The following is a 21978-nucleotide window of genomic DNA, read 5'->3' on the forward strand; positions in this document are numbered from 1 at the left end:
CACCCCGCCTCCCTAGCTTGACCAGCAAAGGAGATCCGCATGACCAATCCGATCCTGTCCGACTGGACCACCCCATTTGAAATCGCGCCATTCGCCCGGATTTCGGATGACGATTTCGCACCTGCTTTGGAACAGGCGATGGCAGCCCATAACGCGCAGATCGACGAGATTGCAAACAACCCCGAACCAGCCAGTTTTGCCAATACAATCGAGGCACTTGAAGCGGCCGGAGAGCAGATGGACAAGGTTTTGTCTGACTTTTTCACCGTTGCAGGGGCTGACAGCAACCCGGCGCGGGAAGAGCTGCAGCGTGCATTTTCGCCCAAACTGTCGGCGCATTTTTCGGGGATTTCTTCGAACAAAGCACTGTTTCAACGGGTCGCAGACCTGTGGGCGCGCAAGGATCAGTTGACGCTGACCGATGAACAAGCCCGCGTTCTGATGTTGACGCATCGTGGTTTCGTGCGTGCAGGTGCCGCATTGGATGGCGACGATGACACCCGCATGCAAGAGATCAAGTCGCGCCTTGCCTCGCTGGGGACTTCGTTCACCCAAAATCTTCTGGCGGACGAACGGGAATGGTCAATGGACTTGCCCGAAGATGATTTGGAAGGGTTGCCGGACTTCGTTGTGGATACGGCACGGGCCGCCGGGGATGAGAAGGGGGCTGATGGACCTGTTGTCACTCTATCCCGGTCGCTGATCGTTCCGTTTCTGCAATTCTCACCCCGTCGCGATCTGCGAGCGAAAGCCTACCGCGCCTGGACAGCACGCGGGGCCAATGGCGGCGACACGGACAACCGCGAGATTGCGGCCGAGATCCTGAGCCTGCGCGAAGAGCGGGCCAAGCTTTTGGGGTATTCCAGTTTCGCGGACTACAAGCTGGAAACCGAAATGGCCCGAACGCCGGACCGTGTTCGCGATCTGTTGATGCAAGTTTGGGAACCTGCAAAAAAGCGGGCGGACGCGGATGCAGAAATCCTGACCACCATGATGCAGGAGGATGGCGTGAATGGCCCGCTCGAGGCTTGGGACTGGCGCTACTACGCCGAAAAACGCCGCAAGGCCGAACATGATTTGGATGAGGCAGCGCTGAAACCTTACCTGCGGCTTGATCGCATGATCGAGGCTGCCTTTGCCTGTGCCAACAGGCTATTCGGGTTAGAGTTTACCCCGCTGGACGTGCCGCTTTATCACCCCGATTGCAGGGCTTGGGACGTGACGCGCGACGGGCAGCATATTGCGGTTTTCATTGGCGATTACTTTGCGCGTGGGTCAAAGCGCTCGGGCGCATGGTGCAGCGCCATGCGGGGTCAGGCAAAGTTCCCCAAGGAACAGGCCCCAATCGTAATCAACGTCTGCAATTTCGCCAAAGGTGACCCCGCGCTGCTGTCGTATGACGATGCGCGCACGCTATTCCACGAGTTTGGCCATGCCTTACATCAGATGTTGTCCAACGTGACCTACGAAAGCATCTCAGGTACCAGCGTTGCACGTGACTTCGTAGAACTTCCCAGTCAGCTCTTTGAACACTGGCTGGAGGTACCCGAGGTCCTGGCGGAATTTGCGACCCATGCTGAAACCGGTGAGCCGATGCCTCAAGACATGCTGGACAAGGTATTGAAGGCGGCGAATTTCGATCAAGGGTTCCAGACCGTGGAATACGTGGCCTCGGCACTGGTTGATCTCGCGTTCCATGATGGCGCAGCGCCATCTGACCCGATGGCAAAACAGGCCGAGGTACTGGCCGGTATTGGAATGCCAAAAGCCATTGGTATGCGCCATGCGACACCGCATTTTGCGCATGTCTTCGCGGGCGACGGCTATAGTTCTGGCTACTACAGTTACATGTGGTCCGAGGTCATGGATGCAGACGCATTTGCTGCATTCGAAGAAGCCGGCGGAGCCTTTGATGCGGAACGGGCAAAAGCCCTAGAGGACAATATTTTATCTACAGGCGGGTCCCGCGAAGCCGAAGACCTGTATCTTGCGTTCCGCGGACGTTTGCCAGGGGTTGAAGCGCTGTTGAAAGGCCGCGGGCTAATCGCGGCCTGACCGGATCAGTAGCCCAGATGGCGGTCAACGAGGTGCAGGAAGGGCTTTCCTTCCTCGCCTCGGATAATGTTCTCACAGATCACCTGAGCTGCGGTCGCCGGGCGGGTTTCCGACGCGATATGCGGCGTGACCGTCACGTTGGGATGCGCCCAGTAGGGGTGCTCTGACGGCAGGGGTTCCACGCGAAACACGTCCAGCGTGGCGTGGCTTATGTGCCCCGAATCCAACGCGGCCAGCAGCGCATCGTCGTCGATCAATGGTCCGCGCCCGGGGTTGATGATCCGCGCACCCTTGGGCAGAACGGCCAGAGTGTCCGCATTCAGTGCATTCACCGTCGCCGGGGTATCGGGCAACAATAGAACCACGATCTCGGCACTAGATAAGGCGGTACGCAAGCCGTCAGTGCCGTGCAAGCAGGTCACGCCGGGGATGTCCTTTGCGGTTCTGCTCCAACCCGTGACTTTGAAATTCAGCGCGGCCAGCGCCGTTGCGGCGGCTTCTCCTAATGCACCTAGGCCCAGCACACACACATTCCGCTCGCTGGCGAGCGGCGGGGCGTCAGGTGTCCAGACACCGTCCTGCACCGTGATATAGCGGTCCATGCCCAGATGATAGCGCAGCACCTGACCGATGACCCATTCCGTCATGCCGTGCTTTAGCCCGTGGTCAACCATTCGCGCCAGCGGAACGGTCAGCGTTTCATTGCCCGCAATTTTCTCAACTCCTGCCCAAAGGCTCAGAACCGCCTTCAATCGTGTGTAGGGTGAAAAATCCAGCAGCCCGCTTGTTGGTGCATAAACGACGTAGTCGACCTGATCAGGCTCAAACTCAGTTGCCAGACGGAAGTCCAGATCGGCCTGCGACAGCCCTTTTGTAAGTAGAGGTTCATACACCGGCCATTGTTCTGGGCGCGCGGAAAACAGGACGTTTACGGGCATGAGGGGCCTTTCAATTTAGCGGGGGCGGTGAATATGCGCGCTTTGAACAATGCCGAAGGCGGCCATTAGAACCAGCATGGCGGACCCTCCGTAGCTGACCATCGGTAGTGGCACACCCACAACCGGGGCAAGGCCCATGACCATTGACATGTTGACCGCGAAGAACAGGAAAAAGTTCAGAGCGACGCCCAATGTGACCAGCGATGAGAACCGGTCTTTGGTCGCTAAAGCAGTGACCATGCAAAAAATGATGATCAGGGCATAAAGGGTCAGCAGAGTAATGCCGCCGACAAAGCCGAATTCCTCGGCCAGCGTGGTAAAGATGAAGTCGGTGTGTTTTTCGGGCAGAAAGTTCAGGCGCGATTGCGTTCCTTGCATGAATCCGCGGCCGTTCCAGCCACCCGACCCCAGCGCGATTTTGGACTGCGTGATGTGATAACCAGCCCCAAGTGGATCGGTTGACGGATCAAGAAAGGTGTCTATTCGACGGAACTGGTAGTCCTTGAGAAGCTGCCATTCGGTGCCCCTGCTGTTGAACACGGTGGCAATCAGGCCGACTACCGCTGCGATAACGGCGGCGAAATAGGCCCAGTGAACACCTGCCAGAAACATCAGGCCACCGCCCGCTGCCAGCAAAAGGATCGAAGTGCCCAGATCGGGTTGCTTCAGGACCATTGCCGTGGGGATCAGGATCAGGACGACCGGAATCAAAACCCAGAGCGGGCGCGATGTTTTGTGAGAGGGTAGCCAGTCGTAATATGCCGCCAGCACCATAACCAGCGCCACTTTCATGACTTCGGAAGGTTGCAGCCGCATGAATCCAAGGTCGATCCAACGTTGCGCACCCATGCCGATGGTGCCAAAAAGTTCCACGAATACCAGAAGAACGATCGCGCCAAGATAGGCCACAACCGACATGTTGCGCCAGAACCAGATTGGTACCAGCGCGATGATGAACATAACTGTCAGTCCCAGTCCGAACCGTTCAATCTGCGGCTCGGCCCAAGGCATCCAGGATCCGCCCGCAACCGAGTACAGCATCAGAAACCCGGCGCTGGCTACACTGATCAGCAACAGCGTCAGCGGCCAGTTCATGTAGAGGAACTTGCGAAACCCCGTTGGTGTGGATTTGACGGCGTACTCGAGATAGCTCATGCGCGGTCCTTTTCATCGGGTCGCGCTTTGGGGCGGCGGTCGCCCTCCAGCCGTTTTTGTTGTTCCTTGATGCGCTCACGATCTGCTACCGGGTACGCTTCCAGCGGCGGGGTACCGTTGTACAACGCCTGCAACATGATGTCCCGTGCGACAGGGGCCGCTGCTTTGGATCCGCCGCCGCCATGTTCCACCACCACTGCAACCGCGTATTTCGGGTTGTCATAGGGCGCAAAGCTGACGAACAACGCGTGGTCGCGCCGTTCCCATGGCAGGTCTTCGTTGCGGATCACGCCAGCGGCGCGTTCCGCCTTGGTGATGTTGCGTACCTGACTGGTTCCGGTTTTGCCGGCCATGCGGAATTCGTCTTCGATTATCCGGCTGCGATAGGCGGTGCCACCCCTGTCGTTTGACACCGAGAACATCGCTTTGCGCACCTGTTCCAGATTGAACGGATTTACGTCTAGCGGCTCACCCGCGCCAGATGGTTCTTCGATGCCGTTGACGGATCGCACCAAACGCGGCTTCACGGCCCGGCCAGTGGCGATCCTTGCCGTCATGACCGCAAGCTGCAGGGGAGAGGCCAGCATGAACCCTTGCCCGATCGAGGCATTCGCGGTGTCGCCCACCAGCCAACCTTCACCGTGGACCCGCTCTTTCCATGCCTGATTGGGGGCTAAACCAGCTGCAACTGCTGACATCGGGATGTCGTGTTTTACGCCCAGCCCGAACTTGCGCGCCATGTCCGAGATTTTGTCGATGCCGGTGCGCACCGCGACATCGTAGTAATAGACATCGCAGCTGCGTTTCAGTGACAAATTAAGATCCACTGTCCCATGTCCGCCACGTTTCCAGCAGTGGAAACGGCGGCTTCCAACCTTCAGGTGGCCGGGGCAATAGACGGTGTTGCCGGGGCCAACAACTCCGGCCTCAAGTGCGGCTAGCGCTGTGATCATCTTGAAGGTTGAGCCGGGCGGATAGGTGCCTTGAACCGTCTTGTTTGCCAGCGGGCGGTATTTGTCTTCAGTGAGTGTCCGGTAATCCCCAACCGAAATCCCGCGCACAAAAAGGTTCGGATCGAAACTGGGTGCAGAACTTATGGCCCGGATATCGCCGGTTTCACAGTCGATGACGACCGCGGCGGCGCTTTCACCGGCCAGGCGCGCTTGGGCGTATTGCTGCAGGTCCGCATCTACGGACAGTTGCAGATCAGCCCCGGCCTCGCCTTCCTGCCGGTCAAGTTCGCGCATGACACGACCTGTGGCGTTGACCTCGACACGCTTTGCGCCCGCTTTGCCGCGCAATGTGATTTCTTGCTTGGATTCCAGTCCGACCTTGCCGATCTGGAAACGGGGGATACGCAATACTGGCTCGGGGTCTGTGATCTGGCTGAGGTCATAGTCACTGACCGGCCCTACATAGCCGACAACATGGGCGAAATCCTCGTATCGGGGATACTGACGAGCCATTCCGACTTCGGGCGTAACGCCGGGAAGGGCGGGCGCGTTGACGGCGACTTTGGATATGTCTTCCCACGTGACCTGATCGGCCAGGGTGACAGGCAGGAACGGGGCAGATCGGCGCATTTCGGTCTTGGCGCGATCAATCTCTTCCTGAGTTAGCGGGATAAGGTCTGAAAGCTTGGCGATAACTTTGTCGACATCGCCTGCATCCTCGCGGACCATCACGATACGATAGGACTGCGTATTCTGGCCGATGATTTGACCGTTCCGATCATAGATGCGTCCGCGCGTTGGGGGGATCAAACGGATGTTGATACGGTTTTCTTCGGCCAGCAGGCGGTATTCGTCGGCCTGATCGACTTGCATAAAGCGCATACGAGCGGCCAGCCCGCCGATAAACGCAGCTTGCAACCCGCCAACGATCAACGCGCGGCGGGGCAGGCGTTTGTAGGCCAAGCCTTGAGCTTTGGGGTTGCGTTGCTTCATGCCCGGGCCCCTCTTGTGCCGGGATCAGATACAGATACCCGCCGTACACCCAGCATGTTTTGGCTGAGAAAAACGATTAAAGGATAGACCGCAATTGTCAGAACAACTTGTATCACCACAGGACCCAATGCCGCTTGCTGTACAGATACAATAGCAAGAATGACACGGTTCAAAACGAAAACTCCAGTGATCACTACGGCAGCTGTTGTCCATTCAGCCATAAACCCGGAATCACGCAGTACGAACGCAGCCGAGCGCAGATAAGCGGCTCCCAGGACCACAAGCGCGGCCAAAAGGCCCGGTGGCCGCTGCAGAAGCAAATCCGCCATCAACATTACCGCCGCAACCAGAAATATGGGAACGTACTCTGGTCTGCGGAGAACCCAAGCGAACGTAAGCGCGATCAACAGATCCGGAAACGGCCAGCGATCCGGCTGCGTGTTCAACGGCAGAAGATGCAAAAACATGATTACTACTGCCAAGAATACAAACAAACTGCGTTTGATCCAAAGATGCGTGGTTTGCTTATCCATCGCCGACCTCCGGCGGGGTCAAGGCAGCCTCTGGTTGCCGTGGACCCACGATACCGCCGGGATCCGAGATCACAGGGGCCGAATGGAATCTCAAAACCCGAAGGAACTCAAGCCGTTCGAAATCTGCCGACAAACGCACCCGCAAACGTCCGCCGGGGTCTTCGGTGATTTGTCCGATCAGCAGCCCGCCTGGGAACACACCCCCATCGCCGGAGGTCACAACGCGATCGCCCGGACGTACCAGTTCGCGGTTCTCGAGGAACTCCACCGAAGGGGATTGGGTGTTGTCGCCGGTGATCAGGGCGGTTTGGCCAGACGGTTGGATCGTGGCCGGTATAGCGCTGGATGCATCCGTCATCAGGATAACGCGCGCTGTGTCCAGGCCAACGCCCGAGATGCGGCCGACCACGCCGATCCCATCCATTGTTGCCCAGCCGTCCCTGATCCCATCTCTCTCGCCGACATTTAGCAGGACCGACTGACGGAAAGGTGAGCCGCTGTCGGCCATGACCACCCCGGTGATATAGGTCAGGCGAGGATCCAGTCGGACATTGTTCAGGTCCAGAAGCCGGGCATTTTCCTGCTCCAGCTGCAAAGCGGCCTCTTTCCAGGCGCGCATAATGCGCAACTCGCTGCGTAATTCCTGGTTCTGGTCGCTAAGCCGTTGATAGCTTTGGAAGTCGCGGACCAGATTTACGGTGGCGGTGACCGGAACCATGGCCCATTCCATAGACGGCACGACCCTGTCTACGACCTGTGCGCGAAACCGTTCTACGCGGGGGCTGTCGATCCGCCAGATCAGGAAGATTCCCAACAGGCACAACACAACAATCCCCAGCAGCAGGCGGCGCAAGGGGGTTGTGTATTCATCGCGCTGTGATCGGTCTTTTGCCACAGGACTCCTTCCCGTGCTGCTCGTGCCGAATTTACCCTATGTGGTTAAGGGTGCGCGCCTTAGCTTTCGTAGTCAATCGCGTGGCGCAGTTGTTTTTCGTATTCCAGCGCCTTGCCGGTGCCCAAAGCCACACAATTCAGGCTTTCGTCGGCAATTGACACGGCCAGGCCGGTCTGTTCGCGCAGGGCAAGGTCCAGATCACCCAACAGCGCACCGCCGCCGGTCAGCATCACGCCCCGGTCCACGATATCCGCCGCCAGATCGGGCGGAGTGGTTTCCAGCGCGGTCATCACCGCCTCGCAAATCTGCTGGACAGGCTCAGACAGCGCCTCGGCCACCTGAGCCTGGCTGATCTCAATTTCCTTCGGGACGCCGTTCAGCAGGTCGCGACCGCGGATGTGCATCGACTGGCCGCGGCCGTCGTCGGGCATGCGCGCAGTGCCGATGGTAGTCTTGATACGTTCGGCGGTGGATTCGCCGACCAGCAGGTTCTGCTGACGGCGCAGGTATGAGATGATGGCCTCGTCCATCCGGTCGCCGCCAACGCGGACCGAGCGCGCGTAAACGATGTCACCCAGCGACAAAACGGCCACCTCGGTTGTACCACCACCGATATCGACGACCATGTTGCCGGTCGGGTCGGTGATGGGCATACCTGCACCAATCGCGGCTGCAATAGGTTCGGCAATAAGACCGGCGCGGCGCGCGCCAGCGGACAGAACCGACTGACGGATCGCGCGCTTTTCAACAGGTGTCGCGCCATGAGGTACGCAAACGATAATTTTCGGTTTCGAAAACGTTGAGCGTTTGTGCACTTTGCGGATGAAATGCTTGATCATTTCTTCAGCAGTATCAAAGTCGGCAATGACGCCTTCGCGCATCGGGCGGATCGCCTCGATCGAGCCGGGGGTTCGGCCCAGCATCAGTTTGGCGTCTTCACCAACGGCCAGAACCTTTTTAACGCCGTCTTTGACGTGATAAGCAACGACAGAGGGTTCAGACAGGATAACACCGCGCCCCTTGACATAAACCAGCGTATTTGCCGTTCCAAGGTCGATAGCCATGTCCGCTGTGAACAGGCCGCCCAGATTGCCAAAGATCCCCATGTTTCCCCTGATCCTGTATGTCGGTTTTTCTACTGCCCGCGACTCGACGGTTCCGGGACGGATGACTTATAGGGTGCCAACTCGCCCGGTAAAAGGGCTGATTCCGCGGCAATCAGCACCTTTCCGCCTTAATTGCAGGGACTTTAGAAGGCATCATGCTCTCATATCAACATATTTACCACGCCGGTAACCTTGCGGACGTCCATAAGCACGCAATTTTGGCAGAAACGCTGGCCTATCTGACCCAAAAAGACAAACCGCTGAGCTACATCGAAACCCATTCGGGGCGGGGGCTGTATAAGCTGGACTCGGATCAGGCCGTTCAGACGGGTGAAGCAGCAGCAGGAATCGAACGTGCGTTGACCGAAGGCTGGTTTCACGCCGATCATCCCTTGAGCCAAGCCATTGCCGCTGTGCACGACCGATACGGCACATCCGCATATCCGGGGTCGCCTTTGATTGCTGCGAACCTGTTGCGCTCATACGACAAGATGCACTTTGCCGAATTGCACCCGCAAGAATACCGAGCACTGTCCGACGCATTGATCACGTCTGACGCCCGAACCTATCGGCAGGACGGCTTTGACCTGGCCCAATCTTTGCTGCCCCCGACACCGCGCCGTGGCGTATTGCTGATTGATCCAAGCTATGAGATCAAATCTGACTATGACCGAATGCCCGGTATTATCGCCTCGTTGAACCGGAAATGGAACGTCGGTGTCATTGCGTTGTGGTATCCGATACTGGCCAATGGGCGGCATCAGGGCATGCGCGACGCTTTGGAGAAACGGGATTTCCCCAAAGTTTGGCATCACGAGGTGCGCTTTCCGGCCGCACGTGAAGGGCACGGTATGGTTGGTTCGGGCATGTTTGTCGTGAACGCGCCTTATGGTCTGAACGAGTCCGCTAAAACGCTGGACGGCTTGTTCGGCAAACTTCGTTGAAGAAAAACCGGTGATTACACGGGATTTTGCCTGAGAGTGAACTTCTCAGGAGCAAATTCTGATGCCACAGCAATGTCTTTGCCGGAAGGTCCCGCTTTTCTGATGCCGGGATCTTGATTTTTAATATTGGCTCCGTACATAAGTTGTCACATATGACAGCGAACGGAATCGGATTACTTCGATGGACTTTCTAACCCGCCATATCAGTGACTTTCACCTGAGTTACTGGGAAACTTTGATCAACGACTGGTTCTTTGTCTTCGCAATGGGCTTCCTGGCCTTCGAATTGGTCCGCTATGCAGTCGTCAAAAAACTGAACTGGCAGATGATGGGGGATACCGTCACCAACTTTATCACGCTGGTTTTCTTCATCGGAATCAGCTTTGTATTATTGGCCGGGTTTTACATCGGTGCATATGTCTGGGCTTCGCAATTTGCCGTGTTCGAAATTCCGACGACATGGGCCTCGTTCATCATTGTGCTGATACTTGCAGACCTTGCTTACTACTGGGAGCATCGAATCCTGCACCGGATCAACTTCCTTTGGGCTACACATTCGGTTCACCACAGCTCGCCCTTCTTCAATATCTCGGTCGCCTATCGCCATGGCCCGCTGGATGGTTTCTGGCCGCTGTTCTTTCACATTCCGCTGGTTCTTTTGGGCTTTAACCCGTTCATGGTGTTGATCGCAGAACTGCTGGTGCAGCTGTATCAGACGATCCTGCATACCGAAGTTATCAAAAAGCTGTGGCGGCCGATCGAGTATATCTTCAACACGCCGTCGCACCACCGCGTTCACCACGGGTCCAACCCGAAATACCTGGACAAGAACTATGCCGGGATTCTGATCATCTGGGATCGCATGTTCGGTACGTTCGAGGAGGAAAAGGAAGAGGTGGTCTATGGTCTTGTTAAACCGATCGACTCGATCAACCCTTTCGTCGCTTTCCTTCACGGTTTTGCCCGTCTGTTCAAGGATGTCTGGAATATGCCGGGGTTCAGCAACAAGCTGGGTGTTTTCTTCGGACCGCCGGGCTGGCAGCCAAAGAACGGTCGGAAACTGAACAAACCCGCCAAGTAACTCGAGGGAGTGTAAAATATGCCAAGCAACACTCAACGCATCGTGGCGGCCATTGTAACAGCAGGTTTGTTTGTCGGTGGTGCCTGGGTCGCCTCGGGGTTCACCACGGATATTGACCAAGCAGCGGCTTCGACCGCGGAGGCTGCGCAAAACACGGGCCTGACGGTCAATCTGCACGGTACGCGCAGCGCCAAGGGCAACGTTATCGTCATGGCGTTTGATCAGGCGGCAGCGTTCGACAACATGGATTACACCAATGCTGCCGGGTATCTTGAGGCACCAGCCTCTGATGGACCGGCCCGGTTCGATTTCCCCGACCTGGAAAGCGGGTACTTCGCTGTTATCGCCTTTCACGACGAGAATGGCGATTACGATCTGAACTACGATGCGAATTATTTGCCGACCGAGGGATATGCAGTGTCCGGGCTGAACGACCTCAACGATACGCCTGTGTATGAGTATTCGCTGATCGGGACGGAAAAGCCAGTTGATCTGACCTTGTTCTATTGGCCGTAATCTGGCTGGAGATGAATGAGAGGGGGCGGTCGACAATCGACCGCCCCTTTTTTGTTTATGTAAGATCTTTGTAAGAGATCTCGCGGGTGTCAGCGCCCGGACCGGCCTTTTGACGCCGCACGATCAGGCGGTTCAGCGCGTGGATATACGCCTTGGCCGAGGCTACGACCGTATCGGTATTGGCGGATTGGCCCGTTGCGATCATGCCGTCCTCTTCCAGACGCACCGATACCGTGGCCTGCGCATCTGTGCCTTCGGTCACGGCATGCACCTGGTAAAGCTGCAGATGCGCCGTATTCGGATGCACAACGCGAATGGCACGAAATGCAGCGTCGACTGGGCCGTCGCCTTGTTCGGTGGCGATGATTTCCTTGCCGCCCACTTCCATTTCGATTGTGGCTTCGGCCTTGCCGACAGTTCCGCACGTGACTTTCATCGAAACCAGCTGCAGGTGATCGCTACCGTCGTCGTCATCCAATGTCATCAGCGCGATCAGGTCGTCGTCGAACACTTCTTTTTTGCGGTCGGCCAACTCTTTGAACCGAAAGAAGATATCCTTGAGCTGGTTGTCACCCACCTCATAGCCCAGCGTGTTCAGCTTGTCGCGAAGCGCCGCGCGGCCCGAGTGTTTGCCCAGCGGCAAAGACGTGCCGGACAGTCCAATATCCTCGGGGCGCATGATCTCAAAGTTTTCGCGGTTCTTAAGCATGCCGTCCTGGTGGATGCCGCTTTCATGCGCGAACGCGTTTTTACCGACAATGGCCTTGTTGAACTGCACGTTGAAGCCGGACACGGTCGCGACGCGGCGCGAGATATGCATGATCTTGGTCGTGTCGATACCGGTGGACCAAGGCATGATGTCATTGCGGGTGCGCAGCGCCATTACCACCTCTTCCAACGCGGTATTTCCTGCGCGTTCGCCCAGACCGTTGATAGTGCATTCGATCTGACGTGCACCACCCGCAACCGCAGCGAGGGAGTTCGCGGTCGCCAGGCCAAGGTCGTTGTGGCAGTGGGTAGCGAAGACCACCTCATCCGCGCCGGGAACCGTTTCGATCAGGCGTTTGATCAGGTCGGCGGATTCCATCGGTGCGGTGTAGCCGACCGTGTCGGGGATGTTGATTGTCGTTGCACCAGCTTTGATGGCGATCTCGATCACGCGGCAGAGGTAATCCCATTCGGTCCGCGTGGCATCCATCGGTGACCACTGCACGTTCTCACACAGATTGCGCGCATGGCTCACGGTTTCGTGGATTTTTTCGGCCATCTCGTCCTGCGTCAGGTTCGGGATCGCACGGTGCAGCGGTGAGGTGCCGATGAAGGTGTGAATTCGGCTCTTGCCTGCGTGTTTCACAGCTTCCCAACAGCGGTCGATATCCGCGAAATTGGCACGGGCCAAACCACAGATGCGGCTGTTTTTGGATCGTTCGGCAATTTCAGAGACGGCCTTGAAGTCGCCCTCGGAAGCGATTGGGAACCCGGCTTCGATGATGTCGACGCCCATTTCGTCCAGCAGCTCAGCAATCTCAAGCTTTTCGGAATGGGTCATGGTCGCGCCGGGGCTTTGCTCGCCGTCGCGCAGGGTTGTGTCAAAGATCAAGACGCGGTCTTGGTCGGTCACATTGGTCATGGGAATCTCTTTCTTGTCTGTCCTAAAGCCATTTGGCGCGCGGGCGTCCTCCTCTGAGCGGGCGCGCCGGATGGCACGCTCAGAGGCGGATTAGGATCAGTAGGCCACGCAGAGACGCACCGCGAAGGGCGGTGTCGGCAATCAGGATATCTGCGCGGTTGATCATGGGGTTGAGGTTATACATCGCGCGGCGGGAATGAAAAGAACGAATTTTCCTCGATCACATGGTTAGATTTCTTTTTTCCGCGCGTGTTGATCTGGAATTACCTACGGCTAGTTCGTCCTGCATGGACACAGCACTCATTATTGGTGCCTCAGGCGGGATCGGAGGCGCAATCGCCAACAGGCTTAGGCAGCAATCGGTCAACGTCACAACCTTGTCCAGGTCGCAGGACGGGTTTGATCTGACTGACCCCGAGATCGTGGATCGGACAATGGCAGGTGTTACTGGACCGTTTGACCTGATCTTGGTCGCGGCTGGCGCGCTTGAGATAAACGGTGCGACCCCCGAAAAAACCATCAGGATGCTATCGGCGCAGGCGATGATGGATCAATTTGCGCTGAATGCGGTGGGACCTGCGTTGGTTCTTGCTCATGCTGCGCGCTTGCTGCCGCGCGACCAGCGCGCCGTCTTTGCGGTTTTGTCCGCGCGGGTGGGGTCTATTGGTGACAACCGGCTAGGCGGATGGATCAGTTATCGGGCGTCCAAGGCGGCGGTGAACCAGATTGTCCGCACATCTGCGATCGAATTGGCCCGGACCCACAAACACGCAATCTGTGTCGCCCTGCATCCTGGTACGGTCAATACGGCCTTCACGCGGAAATATGTCGGAAAGCACCCAGCGGTTGAACCTGATGAGGCCGCCCAAAACCTGCTATCCGTAGCAGCCGCCTTGAACTCTGCTGATACAGGTGGGTTCTTTGACTGGGCGGGGAAGCCGGTGCCCTGGTAGTTTGATCACCCGTCAGAAGAAGAGGTGTCAGGCTCGGGTTCGGTATCCGTCGCATCTGGTGCGCTTACGTTTTCTGGAGGCAGAACACCGTTTTCCCAAACGCCTGTTTCTTCCTGACCATTGGCATAGCGCATGGTGCCATTGCCGTGTCGCTTGTTGTCGAGGAATGTGCCTTCGTACACGTCACCGGTCGCATAGGTCGCGACACCCTGACCGCTGATTTTGCCTTCCGCCCAACCGCCGGTATAGCTGAACCCGCGCGGTGTTTTTATAGTCCCTTCGCCGTGACGCTGACCGTCCTTGAAATCGCCTTCATAAGCGGTTCCGTCAGGGAATGTCGCTTTGCCTTTGCCCTGGCGCGCGCCATCTACCCATTCGCCTTCGTATCGATACCCGTTGGCGAATGTCAAAACGCCGGTGCCATGGCTGAGGCCGTTCTTGAACTGGCCCTGATAGACAACACCGTTGGGGTAGGTGGCCTTTCCATTGCCTTCGAAAATACCGGCCGTCCATTCGCCGTCATAGACGGTGCCATCCGGATAGGTTTGAACCCCTTTGCCGTGCGGCAGATCTGCGCTGAAATCACCTGTATAGGTGGCGCCGTCGGGGTACGTGACCTCACCCAGCCCTTCAATTTGACCGTCCACCCATTCACCGGTGTAGTCAAAGCCGTCGGTCCCAAGAAAGCGTCCTTTGCCATGGCGGCGGTCATCGGCATATTCGCCTTCATAGGTCGCGCCGTTGGCATAGGTCGCTTTGCCATTGCCCTCGCGGCGGCCGTCCACAAGATCGCCTTCGTAGAGGTCACCATTGGCCTGCAACAGGCGGCCCTTGCCGGTCATGCGGTCCTGAGACCATTCGCCAGTATATGTCATGCCATCCGGGATGGTCAGTGTGCCCTGGCCATCGCGCAGACCGTTCTTGATTTCCCCTTCATAGATGCTGCCTTGTGTCGAGGTGATTTTGCCCTCGCCATGCTTTACACCATCGGCCCAGTTGCCATCGTAAACGTAACCACTGGGGTCCGTCAGGACGCCTTTGCCGTGATAGCGAGCGTCCTTGAAGCTGCCCTCGTACCGGACGCCATTCGTGTATTTTGCGACTCCGGTTCCATTTATCGACCCTTCGGCCCATTCCCCTTCATAGCTGCCGCCGTCGGGATAGATGATCTTGCCTTGTCCTTCGGGTTGTCCCTTTGAGAACATCCCCTCATAGACTGAGCCGTTGACATAGCGTGCAATGCCTTTGCCCTGGATTTCGCCTTCGACCCATTCGCCGACATATTCGAACCCGTTTGGCAGCCGATAGGTGCCTTCGCCGTGGCGCAGGCCGTTTAGGAATGTACCCTCGTACACGCCGCCGACGTCATCATCCGCAACGATAACCTGCCCGTCCTGCGCAGAGGCGGATGCGGCCAGCAAAGCCATCGCCGTGGCGGCAAAAGAAGTGCGGATAGCGTTCATGGTTTTTCCTGCCTTGCCCGATTGTCACTTGTTATTGCAAAACTAAGATACCCGTGCGGACAGAGCAACGTGTTTTGCCGCATTTGACTTTCACTCGCGGTGCGATCTGCTAAATGGCATTAGGACTGACGAGGGCAAGAGGGCAGCATGGCCAACCGTTTCCGCATTACTCTGGCACAACTCAACCCTGTTGTTGGGGACATCCAAGGCAACTTGGACAAGGCGCTTGCGGCGTGGGAACAGGGGCGCGAGGCAGGTGCCGACCTTGTGGCTTTCCCTGAAATGTTCATCACCGGTTACAACACGCAGGATCTGGTGATGAAGCCGGTCTTTCACCAGGCTGCCATGGCTGCGGTTCAGAAGCTGGCTGCCCAATGTGCCGATGGGCCGGCCATTGCAATCGGTGGTCCGTGGACCGAAGACGGCAAGCTTTTCAATGCTTACCTGATCCTCAAGGCCGGTCGTATTGGTAGCAAGGTGTTGAAGCACCACCTGCCGAATGAAACAGTGTTCGACGAGGTGCGCTTGTACGACGCTGGCCCGTTGGGCGGCCCGTACTCGGTTGGGAACTCGCGGATCGGTAGCCCGATCTGCGAAGACAGCTGGCATCCGGACGTCTCGGAAACTCTGGAAGAAACCGGGGCCGAGTTTTTGCTGATCCCCAATGGCTCGCCTTATTTCCGCAACAAGTATGATGTGCGTCTGAACCACATGGTTGCTCGTGTGGTCGAAACCGGCCTGCCGCTGATCTACCTGAACATGGTGGGCGGACAGGACGATCAGGTCTTTGATGGCGCAACCTTCGGCCTTAACCCGGGAGGAGAGATTGCGTTTCGGATGCCGGTCTTTGACGAGGCTGTAACGCATGTTGATTTGGAGCGCGGCGATGAAGGGTGGCGTATTGTGCCACGCGAGATCGTTCCGCAACCGGATGAGTGGGAGCAGGACTATCGTGCCATGGTCCAATCTCTGCGCGATTACATGGGTAAGACCGGATTCAAGAAGGCGCTGTTGGGCCTTTCGGGCGGCGTGGACTCGGCGTTGGTTGCCGCAATAGCAGTTGATGCAATCGGGGCGGACAACGTACGTTGTGTGATGCTGCCGTCGGAATACACCAGCCAGGCTTCGCTGGATGACGCCGAAGCCGTCGCCAAGGCGCTTGGCGTGCATTTCGATTATGTTCCTATCTCGGACAGCCGGGCGGCGGTGACAGACACTCTGGCACCTTTGTTTGCCGGGCTCGAGGCGGATTTGACCGAGGAAAACATTCAGTCACGCTTGCGCGGATTGCTGTTGATGGCGATCTCAAACAAGTTTGGCGAAATGCTGCTGACCACAGGCAACAAGTCCGAGGTAGCCGTGGGTTATGCGACCATTTATGGCGACATGAATGGTGGCTATAACCCGATCAAGGATCTGTATAAAACGCGTGTGTTCGAAACATGCCGCTGGCGAAATGGCAACCATCGTGACTGGATGATGGGACCTGATGCCGAGGTGATCCGCCCGTCGGTGATCGACAAACCCCCCAGCGCCGAGTTGCGTGAAGACCAGAAAGACAGCGACAGCCTGCCGGACTACCCGGAACTGGACGCCATTCTGGAAATCCTGGTCGACCGCGATGGTTCGATCGCCGACTGCGAAGCGGCAGGCTTCGATGCCGATGTCGCCCGCCGTGTCGAGCACCTGATTTATATCAGTGAGTACAAGCGTTTTCAGTCCGCTCCGGGCACGCGACTGACTAACAGGGCCTTCTGGCTGGACCGGAGATACCCGATCGTAAACCGTTGGCGGGATCGGTCTTAAATCGAAACCGCGCGGATTCTTAGATTTCGGTGGTTTCCGAATTGTAGCGCCTTTTGGTGATATTTTGCATATTGTCTCCGCCTTGGGGACAGTGTGAACCTAGATTCTGCTTCATCCGTTCAACACGCTTGAAATCAGGACATTTTTCTGACACATTTTAGCTTAATTGCCGCCTCAAGTGGGGCAGATGCGGCGCATTCTTGAATGGCTCGGTGTTTTAGATCGGGTTTGGTTTGTTACGCATCATTAATTGGGTGTCTGTGTTAACGATTTGGTGTGAAAATGCGTGAGCAATATGATAGGCCACTCCACTCGCCACTTCCGTGGCGTTCGATGGAATCCAAGGGCCATGATCTAGATGAAGAGCAGATAGATTCTGCCATTGCCGACCTTTTGGGGGCTGAGACGCCGCCAGAAAACGGTGCGGTGCAGGTAGAACCAGCTGCTTCTTTGATTCTTCCCGAACTGCCGTCACAGGAAAGTCTGGCCGAAGAAACTTCCGGCAATGATGCTGGCCTGACAGCCACATTGCGTCAGAAGTGGGCTGAACTCTGCGGCGCTGCTTAAGGGCCAGGGCCTGATAAAAGAAATAGTGCCAGGGATCAAACTGGCACTATAACCACAGCTTGCAAAAATTGTGATTCGCGCGTTAGGCGGCATGTTGCCTAATAGCTGATACCGCGCATTCATTGCGGTCCAAGCAATGAAGTAAGAGCGGCGAATGCCCGGTCCTAAACCAAATCCTGTAGAACCCGATTTGCATCTTCCCAAGTCCGTTGACGTTGTGGTCATAGGTGGGGGAATCATTGGCGCTTCGACGGCTTTGGAGCTGTCAGAACGGGGCGCCTCGGTTTTGCTGTGCGAAAAGGGCCAGATCGCGGGCGAGCAAAGTTCGCGAAACTGGGGGTGGGTACGTTTGGGTCTGCGGGACCCGCGTGAAATCCCGCTTATGTTGGAAGCGCAGCATATCTGGCAGCATCTTGATCAACGTACCGGACGCCAAACTGGTTTTTCGCGGTCTGGCATCCTTTTTGGTGCCTCAGGAAAGCGAGATCACGCAAACCTTGAACGCTGGATGTGCAATGTTGAAGGTTTACAAACCGGCGCACAGATGGTTTCAGGGGCCGAACTGGATGCTCTGTTGCCCAACAATCAATCGGGGTTGAAAGTTGCCTTGCACATGCCGCGAGACGGGCGAGCCGAACCGCAATGGGCCGCCCCCGCGATTGCGGAGGCCGCACGCGACAAGGGCGCGTGTCTGATGACCAACTGCGCGGTTCGCAGCGTTGACATTGAGAACGGCCATATCTCAGGTGTGTTTACCGAACGTGGCCGGGTGGCTTGTGCACGGGTGGTTCTTGCCGGAGGCGCGTGGTCGCGCCTGTTTGCTGGAAACGCAGGGATTGAACTGCCGCAGCTTAAGGTTCTCAATACGGTATTGCGCACGTCACCGGTGAATGGGCCAGAAACCGCAATGTGGTCAGATGATTTCGCGATGCGAAAAAGGGCTGATGGCGGCTACACTATTGCGTCCGGGCACGAAAATACTGTGGATATCGTACCGGACAGTTTCCGGCTTGCGATGCAGTTTGTACCGGCGTTCCGGCAAGAATGGCGATCCTTGCGGTTCAGGCTGTCCAAACGCTGGGCTGCAGAGGCCGGAGAGGACCGATCATGGTTGCCAACCGACGTCACGCCATTTGAACTTTGCCGCGTGCTGGACCCCGAGCCCTCTGGCAAAGTCCTGAAGAGGACATGGGCGCGAGCGCGCAAAGGGTTCCCGGTATTGGAACAGGCAGAGATCGTTCAAAGTTGGGCCGGGTTGATCGATGTCACGCCCGACGCCATTCCGGTGATCTCTGCGGTTGATACGCTGCCGGGAATGTTTATCGCCACAGGGTTCTCGGGCCACGGCTTTGGGATTGGCCCCGGAGCGGGTCGTTTGATGGCCGATTTGGTTTGTGAAACCACGCCATGTGTTGATCCGGCCGCCTTTCGCCTGTCCCGTTTTTCGGATGGTTCGAAAGTACGGCCGGATGCCGGTTACTGATGCGTCAGCCCATCATCTGATAGCTGACTGGAACAAAGCGGAAGCCTTCCCCCCGGCTTTCCACGAAACCGGCCGCCGGGAATGGCATGTGATAACCAATCATCGGAACTTTGTCCGCGGCCAGCATCCCCAGCACATTGCGACGTGAGGCTGTTGCTGCAGCCTTGTCCATATCAAAACGGACCTCCCATTCGGGGTGCGCAAAGGACCAGACATAGTGATTGGCCAGATCGGCGGTCAGAACGAGACGCTGCCCATTGCTTTCCAGGTGATACACGGTGTGACCGGGGGTATGCCCATAGGCAGCCACTGCTGTGATACCCGATGCAACCTCGCCACCATCTTGCAAGAAGGTCATCTTTTCGGCCAACGGCGTTACCTTGGCGGCAACCAGATCACCAACTCGGTTGCCCGCGTCCTGCGCTGCCCAAAAGTCGTACTCTGGGGATGATGTCACATAGCGCGCATTCGGAAAGGTGGGCGCGTCATTTGTTGTCATGCCGCCGATATGGTCGGGGTGCATATGGGTGATCACAACGACGTCGATCTGATCCGGCGTCACGCCAGCGTCTGCCAACGCGGCCTGTATGCCGCCCTGTCCCAAACCTGTGTCGAACAGAACCAGTTCCGACCCGGTGTTCACGAGCGTCGGGGTAAAGAAGAATTGTGCGACATCGGGCGAGATGAAATTGTCTGCCGAAACTTTTGCAAAGTCTTCATCCGACGCGCCGCCGCCAAAGATTTCCTGGGCGCCGTCGCGCGGCAGGCTGCCATCCAGCAGTGTCGTTACTGTGAAATCGCCCAATGCAAAGGACTTGGCGATGGTAGAATTTGCCTTGGTCTCGGCCCCAGCCGCCAGAACCGGTGCCGCAGCCGCGGCAAAGGGTAATGCTGCCGCGGTTCCCAGCGCTGCGCGGCGTGTGAATTTGATGGTCATTTTGGTTCTCCCTGTCAGAACAGCATTCAGTGAGTTTAGGTCGGCGCGAGTCTCTTGCCAGTGTATACCCTTTTCAAATGGGCTGCGTTGATGAACATTACGTGTTAATTTTTGTTTATGGCGCGATCCGAAAACAAAACCGTTCCCACAGGGCAAAGCGTCGAGAGCTTTTTATTGACCGTTCAACCGGCGAAGAAGGCGGATGATGCGCGTGCGCTGAATACTCTTTTTCGGCAAACAACCGGTTTCGAACCCGTCATGTGGGGACCATCTATCGTGGGTTATGGACGTTATCACTATCGCTACAAGTCAGGGCGTGAGGGCGAATTTCTGGCAACCGGATTTTCGCCACGCAAGACTGCACTGTCGATCTACATCATGCCCGGTTACGCGGATTTTGGGGATATCCTGTCGCGGTTGGGCAAGCACAAGCTGGGCAAATCCTGCCTCTATGTGAACAAGCTGGCGGATATCGATATGGACGTGCTGTCTGAACTGATCCGCGCGGGGTTAAAGGACCTGAATGGGCACTGGCCCGTTAAGCCAACCTGAACGCCTTTGCTGGACAATTGGTCAATCCTGTGACATGAGCCGCGCCAACAGGAGACACCTATGACAACCACCCGTTTTGCCCCGTCGCCCACCGGTTACATCCACGTGGGCAACCTGCGCACCGCCCTGATGAACTACCTGATCGCCCGTAAAGCTGGCGGCACGTTCATCTTGCGGATTGACGACACCGATCCAGAACGGTCGAAAGAAGAATATGTCGACGCCATTAAGCAAGATCTGGAGTGGTTGGGCCTGCATTGGGACAAGGTCGAGCGACAGTCCGAGCGTTTGGACCGTTACGCAGAGGCTGCTGACAAGTTGCGCGAAATGGGCCGCTTTTATGAGGCATTCGAGACGCCCACCGAGCTGGACCTCAAGCGTAAAAAACAACTGAACATGGGCAAGCCGCCGGTCTATGACCGCGCGGCGCTGAACCTAAGTGATGCTGAGAAAGAAGCGCTGCGGGCTGAACGCGGCAATGGCGTCTGGCGGTTCAAGCTGGATCACGAGCGGATCGAGTGGAATGACGGTATTCTGGGCGACATCTCGATCGATGCGGCCTCGGTTTCCGACCCGGTTCTGATCCGCGGCGATGGTCAGGTTCTATATACGATTGCGTCCGTGGTGGATGACACAGAAATGGGTGTCACGGATGTTGTGCGTGGCTCGGACCACGTGACCAACACCGCAACGCAGATTCAGATCATCGAGGCGCTGGGTGGCACTTGCCCGCGCTTTGCCCACCATTCGCTGCTGACCGGTCCTCAGGGTGAGGCGCTGTCGAAACGTCTGGGAACGCTGGCGCTGCGCGACTTGCGTGAGCAGGGTGTTAAGCCGTTGGCTTTGCTGAGCCTGATGGCGCGTTTGGGTTCGTCTGATCCGGTTGAGCTTCGGTCCGATATGGCCGAATTGGTCGAAGGGTTCGATATCAACCGCTTTGGCGCGGCCCCGACAAAGTTCGATGTGCAGGATCTGTTCCCGCTGACCGCAAAGCACCTGCAATCCCTGCCTTTGTCCGATGTGGCCGATGCCGTTGCAGAAGCTGGCGTTCCCGCCGAACTGGCCGAACCTTTTTGGGCGATGGCACGCGAGAACATCACAACCTTGGCTGACCTCAAGGGCTGGTGGGAATTGTGCCGCGATGGGGCAGAGCCATTGATCGCGGATGAGGATCGTGACTTCATCGCTGAAGCTATGACCTTGCTGCCCGAAGGTCCCTTCGATGGCGAAACCTGGAGCAAATGGACCAGCACAGTAAAAGAGGCGACCGGGCGTAAGGGCAAAGGCCTGTTCATGCCATTGCGAAAAGCGCTGACCGGCATGGAGCGTGGGCCTGAGATGGCCACGCTGCTGCCGCTACTGCAGGTTATTCGCGCAAAAGCCTGAGCGTTTTGTAATAGAATGAAGAGAGGCGGGAT

19 protein-coding genes are annotated in these 21978 nt (G+C 57.1%); 10 read left to right on the forward strand and 9 right to left on the reverse strand.

What is annotated here, in order from left to right; all coding sequences use genetic code 11:
* The first annotated feature begins 39 nt into the window (after nt 1-39).
* Entirely contained in the window at nt 40-2055 is a 2016-nt protein-coding gene (locus GOW92_RS18155) for a M3 family metallopeptidase (RefSeq protein WP_170562908.1), read from the forward strand.
* Between the two features lie 5 nt (nt 2056-2060).
* On the opposite strand, the gene GOW92_RS18160 is transcribed toward GOW92_RS18155, so the two are convergent.
* The 6 genes from GOW92_RS18160 to GOW92_RS18185 are packed head-to-tail and all read right to left on the reverse strand — an operon-like array spanning nt 2061 to nt 8628.
* Complete coding sequence (locus GOW92_RS18160) at nt 2061-2993, reverse strand: 2-hydroxyacid dehydrogenase (protein WP_170562912.1); 933 nt, start codon at nt 2991-2993, stop codon at nt 2061-2063.
* A gap of 15 nt (nt 2994-3008) precedes the next feature.
* Nucleotides 3009-4148, reverse strand: a complete 1140-nt coding sequence (gene rodA, locus GOW92_RS18165) for a rod shape-determining protein RodA (RefSeq protein ID WP_170562915.1) — start codon at nt 4146-4148, stop codon at nt 3009-3011.
* Nucleotides 4145-6094 carry a penicillin-binding protein 2 gene (mrdA, locus tag GOW92_RS18170; protein ID WP_170562918.1) on the reverse strand — a complete coding sequence of 650 codons (1950 nt, stop codon included), beginning with the start codon at nt 6092-6094 and terminating at the stop codon, nt 4145-4147. The genes rodA and mrdA overlap by 4 nt, the downstream gene beginning before the upstream one ends.
* Nucleotides 6091-6627: a rod shape-determining protein MreD gene (locus GOW92_RS18175; protein ID WP_170562921.1), complete on the reverse strand. Its 537-nt coding sequence runs from the start codon at nt 6625-6627 to the stop codon at nt 6091-6093. The genes mrdA and GOW92_RS18175 overlap by 4 nt, the downstream gene beginning before the upstream one ends.
* Nucleotides 6620-7522, reverse strand: a complete 903-nt coding sequence (mreC, locus tag GOW92_RS18180) for a rod shape-determining protein MreC (RefSeq protein ID WP_170562925.1) — start codon at nt 7520-7522, stop codon at nt 6620-6622. Before mreC ends, GOW92_RS18175 begins: the two co-directional genes overlap by 8 nt.
* A 59-nt stretch (nt 7523-7581) precedes the next feature.
* Nucleotides 7582-8628: a rod shape-determining protein gene (locus GOW92_RS18185; RefSeq protein WP_039523195.1), complete on the reverse strand. Its 1047-nt coding sequence runs from the start codon at nt 8626-8628 to the stop codon at nt 7582-7584.
* 155 nt (nt 8629-8783) lie between these two features.
* On the opposite strand from GOW92_RS18185, the gene GOW92_RS18190 reads away from it, so the two are divergent.
* From GOW92_RS18190 to GOW92_RS18200, 3 genes are all read left to right on the forward strand, one after another.
* Complete coding sequence (locus tag GOW92_RS18190; protein ID WP_170562928.1) at nt 8784-9572, forward strand: 23S rRNA (adenine(2030)-N(6))-methyltransferase RlmJ; 789 nt, start codon at nt 8784-8786, stop codon at nt 9570-9572.
* Between the two features lie 181 nt (nt 9573-9753).
* Nucleotides 9754-10653: a sterol desaturase family protein gene (locus GOW92_RS18195; RefSeq protein WP_170562932.1), complete on the forward strand. Its 900-nt coding sequence runs from the start codon at nt 9754-9756 to the stop codon at nt 10651-10653.
* A gap of 18 nt (nt 10654-10671) precedes the next feature.
* The gene (locus GOW92_RS18200) at nt 10672-11169 is read left to right on the forward strand and encodes a DUF2141 domain-containing protein (RefSeq protein WP_170562935.1); all 498 of its coding nucleotides are present in this window, start codon (nt 10672-10674) and stop codon (nt 11167-11169) included.
* A gap of 55 nt (nt 11170-11224) precedes the next feature.
* Here GOW92_RS18200 and GOW92_RS18205 read toward each other — a convergent pair whose 3' ends face one another.
* The gene (locus tag GOW92_RS18205) at nt 11225-12799 is read right to left on the reverse strand and encodes a 2-isopropylmalate synthase (protein ID WP_170562938.1); all 1575 of its coding nucleotides are present in this window, start codon (nt 12797-12799) and stop codon (nt 11225-11227) included.
* A 287-nt stretch (nt 12800-13086) separates the two neighbouring features.
* On the opposite strand from GOW92_RS18205, the gene GOW92_RS18210 reads away from it, so the two are divergent.
* Nucleotides 13087-13752, forward strand: coding sequence for an SDR family NAD(P)-dependent oxidoreductase (locus tag GOW92_RS18210; protein WP_170563243.1), 666 nt, complete (start codon nt 13087-13089; stop codon nt 13750-13752).
* 5 nt (nt 13753-13757) lie between these two features.
* On the opposite strand, the gene GOW92_RS18215 is transcribed toward GOW92_RS18210, so the two are convergent.
* Nucleotides 13758-15215, reverse strand: a complete 1458-nt coding sequence (locus GOW92_RS18215) for an MORN repeat-containing protein (protein WP_170562941.1) — start codon at nt 15213-15215, stop codon at nt 13758-13760.
* Between the two features lie 147 nt (nt 15216-15362).
* On the opposite strand from GOW92_RS18215, the gene GOW92_RS18220 reads away from it, so the two are divergent.
* From GOW92_RS18220 to GOW92_RS18230, 3 genes are all read left to right on the forward strand, one after another.
* Nucleotides 15363-17021 (forward strand): NAD+ synthase, encoded by a 1659-nt coding sequence (locus GOW92_RS18220; RefSeq protein ID WP_170562944.1) that lies wholly within the window; start codon nt 15363-15365, stop codon nt 17019-17021.
* Between the two features lie 333 nt (nt 17022-17354).
* Nucleotides 17355-17588 (forward strand): hypothetical protein, encoded by a 234-nt coding sequence (locus tag GOW92_RS18225; RefSeq protein ID WP_170562947.1) that lies wholly within the window; start codon nt 17355-17357, stop codon nt 17586-17588.
* 154 nt (nt 17589-17742) lie between these two features.
* The gene (locus tag GOW92_RS18230; protein WP_170562950.1) at nt 17743-19071 is read left to right on the forward strand and encodes an NAD(P)/FAD-dependent oxidoreductase; all 1329 of its coding nucleotides are present in this window, start codon (nt 17743-17745) and stop codon (nt 19069-19071) included.
* Between the two features lie 4 nt (nt 19072-19075).
* Here GOW92_RS18230 and GOW92_RS18235 read toward each other — a convergent pair whose 3' ends face one another.
* On the reverse strand, nt 19076-20008 hold the full coding sequence (locus GOW92_RS18235; RefSeq protein WP_170562953.1) for an MBL fold metallo-hydrolase: 933 nt from the start codon (nt 20006-20008) through the stop codon (nt 19076-19078).
* 117 nt (nt 20009-20125) lie between these two features.
* Between GOW92_RS18235 and GOW92_RS18240 the strand changes: the two genes are divergently transcribed.
* Together GOW92_RS18240 and gltX are read left to right on the forward strand one after the other, a co-directional pair.
* A complete protein-coding gene (locus GOW92_RS18240) occupies nt 20126-20560 on the forward strand; it encodes a DUF1801 domain-containing protein (RefSeq protein WP_170562957.1) in 435 nt (144 codons plus the stop codon).
* Between the two features lie 60 nt (nt 20561-20620).
* Nucleotides 20621-21946 carry a glutamate--tRNA ligase gene (gene gltX / locus GOW92_RS18245; protein ID WP_170562961.1) on the forward strand — a complete coding sequence of 442 codons (1326 nt, stop codon included), beginning with the start codon at nt 20621-20623 and terminating at the stop codon, nt 21944-21946.
* Nucleotides 21947-21978 lie beyond the last annotated feature (32 nt).

The organism is Ruegeria atlantica (assembly GCF_013032505.1).
Classification (GTDB): domain Bacteria; phylum Pseudomonadota; class Alphaproteobacteria; order Rhodobacterales; family Rhodobacteraceae; genus Ruegeria; species Ruegeria atlantica_F.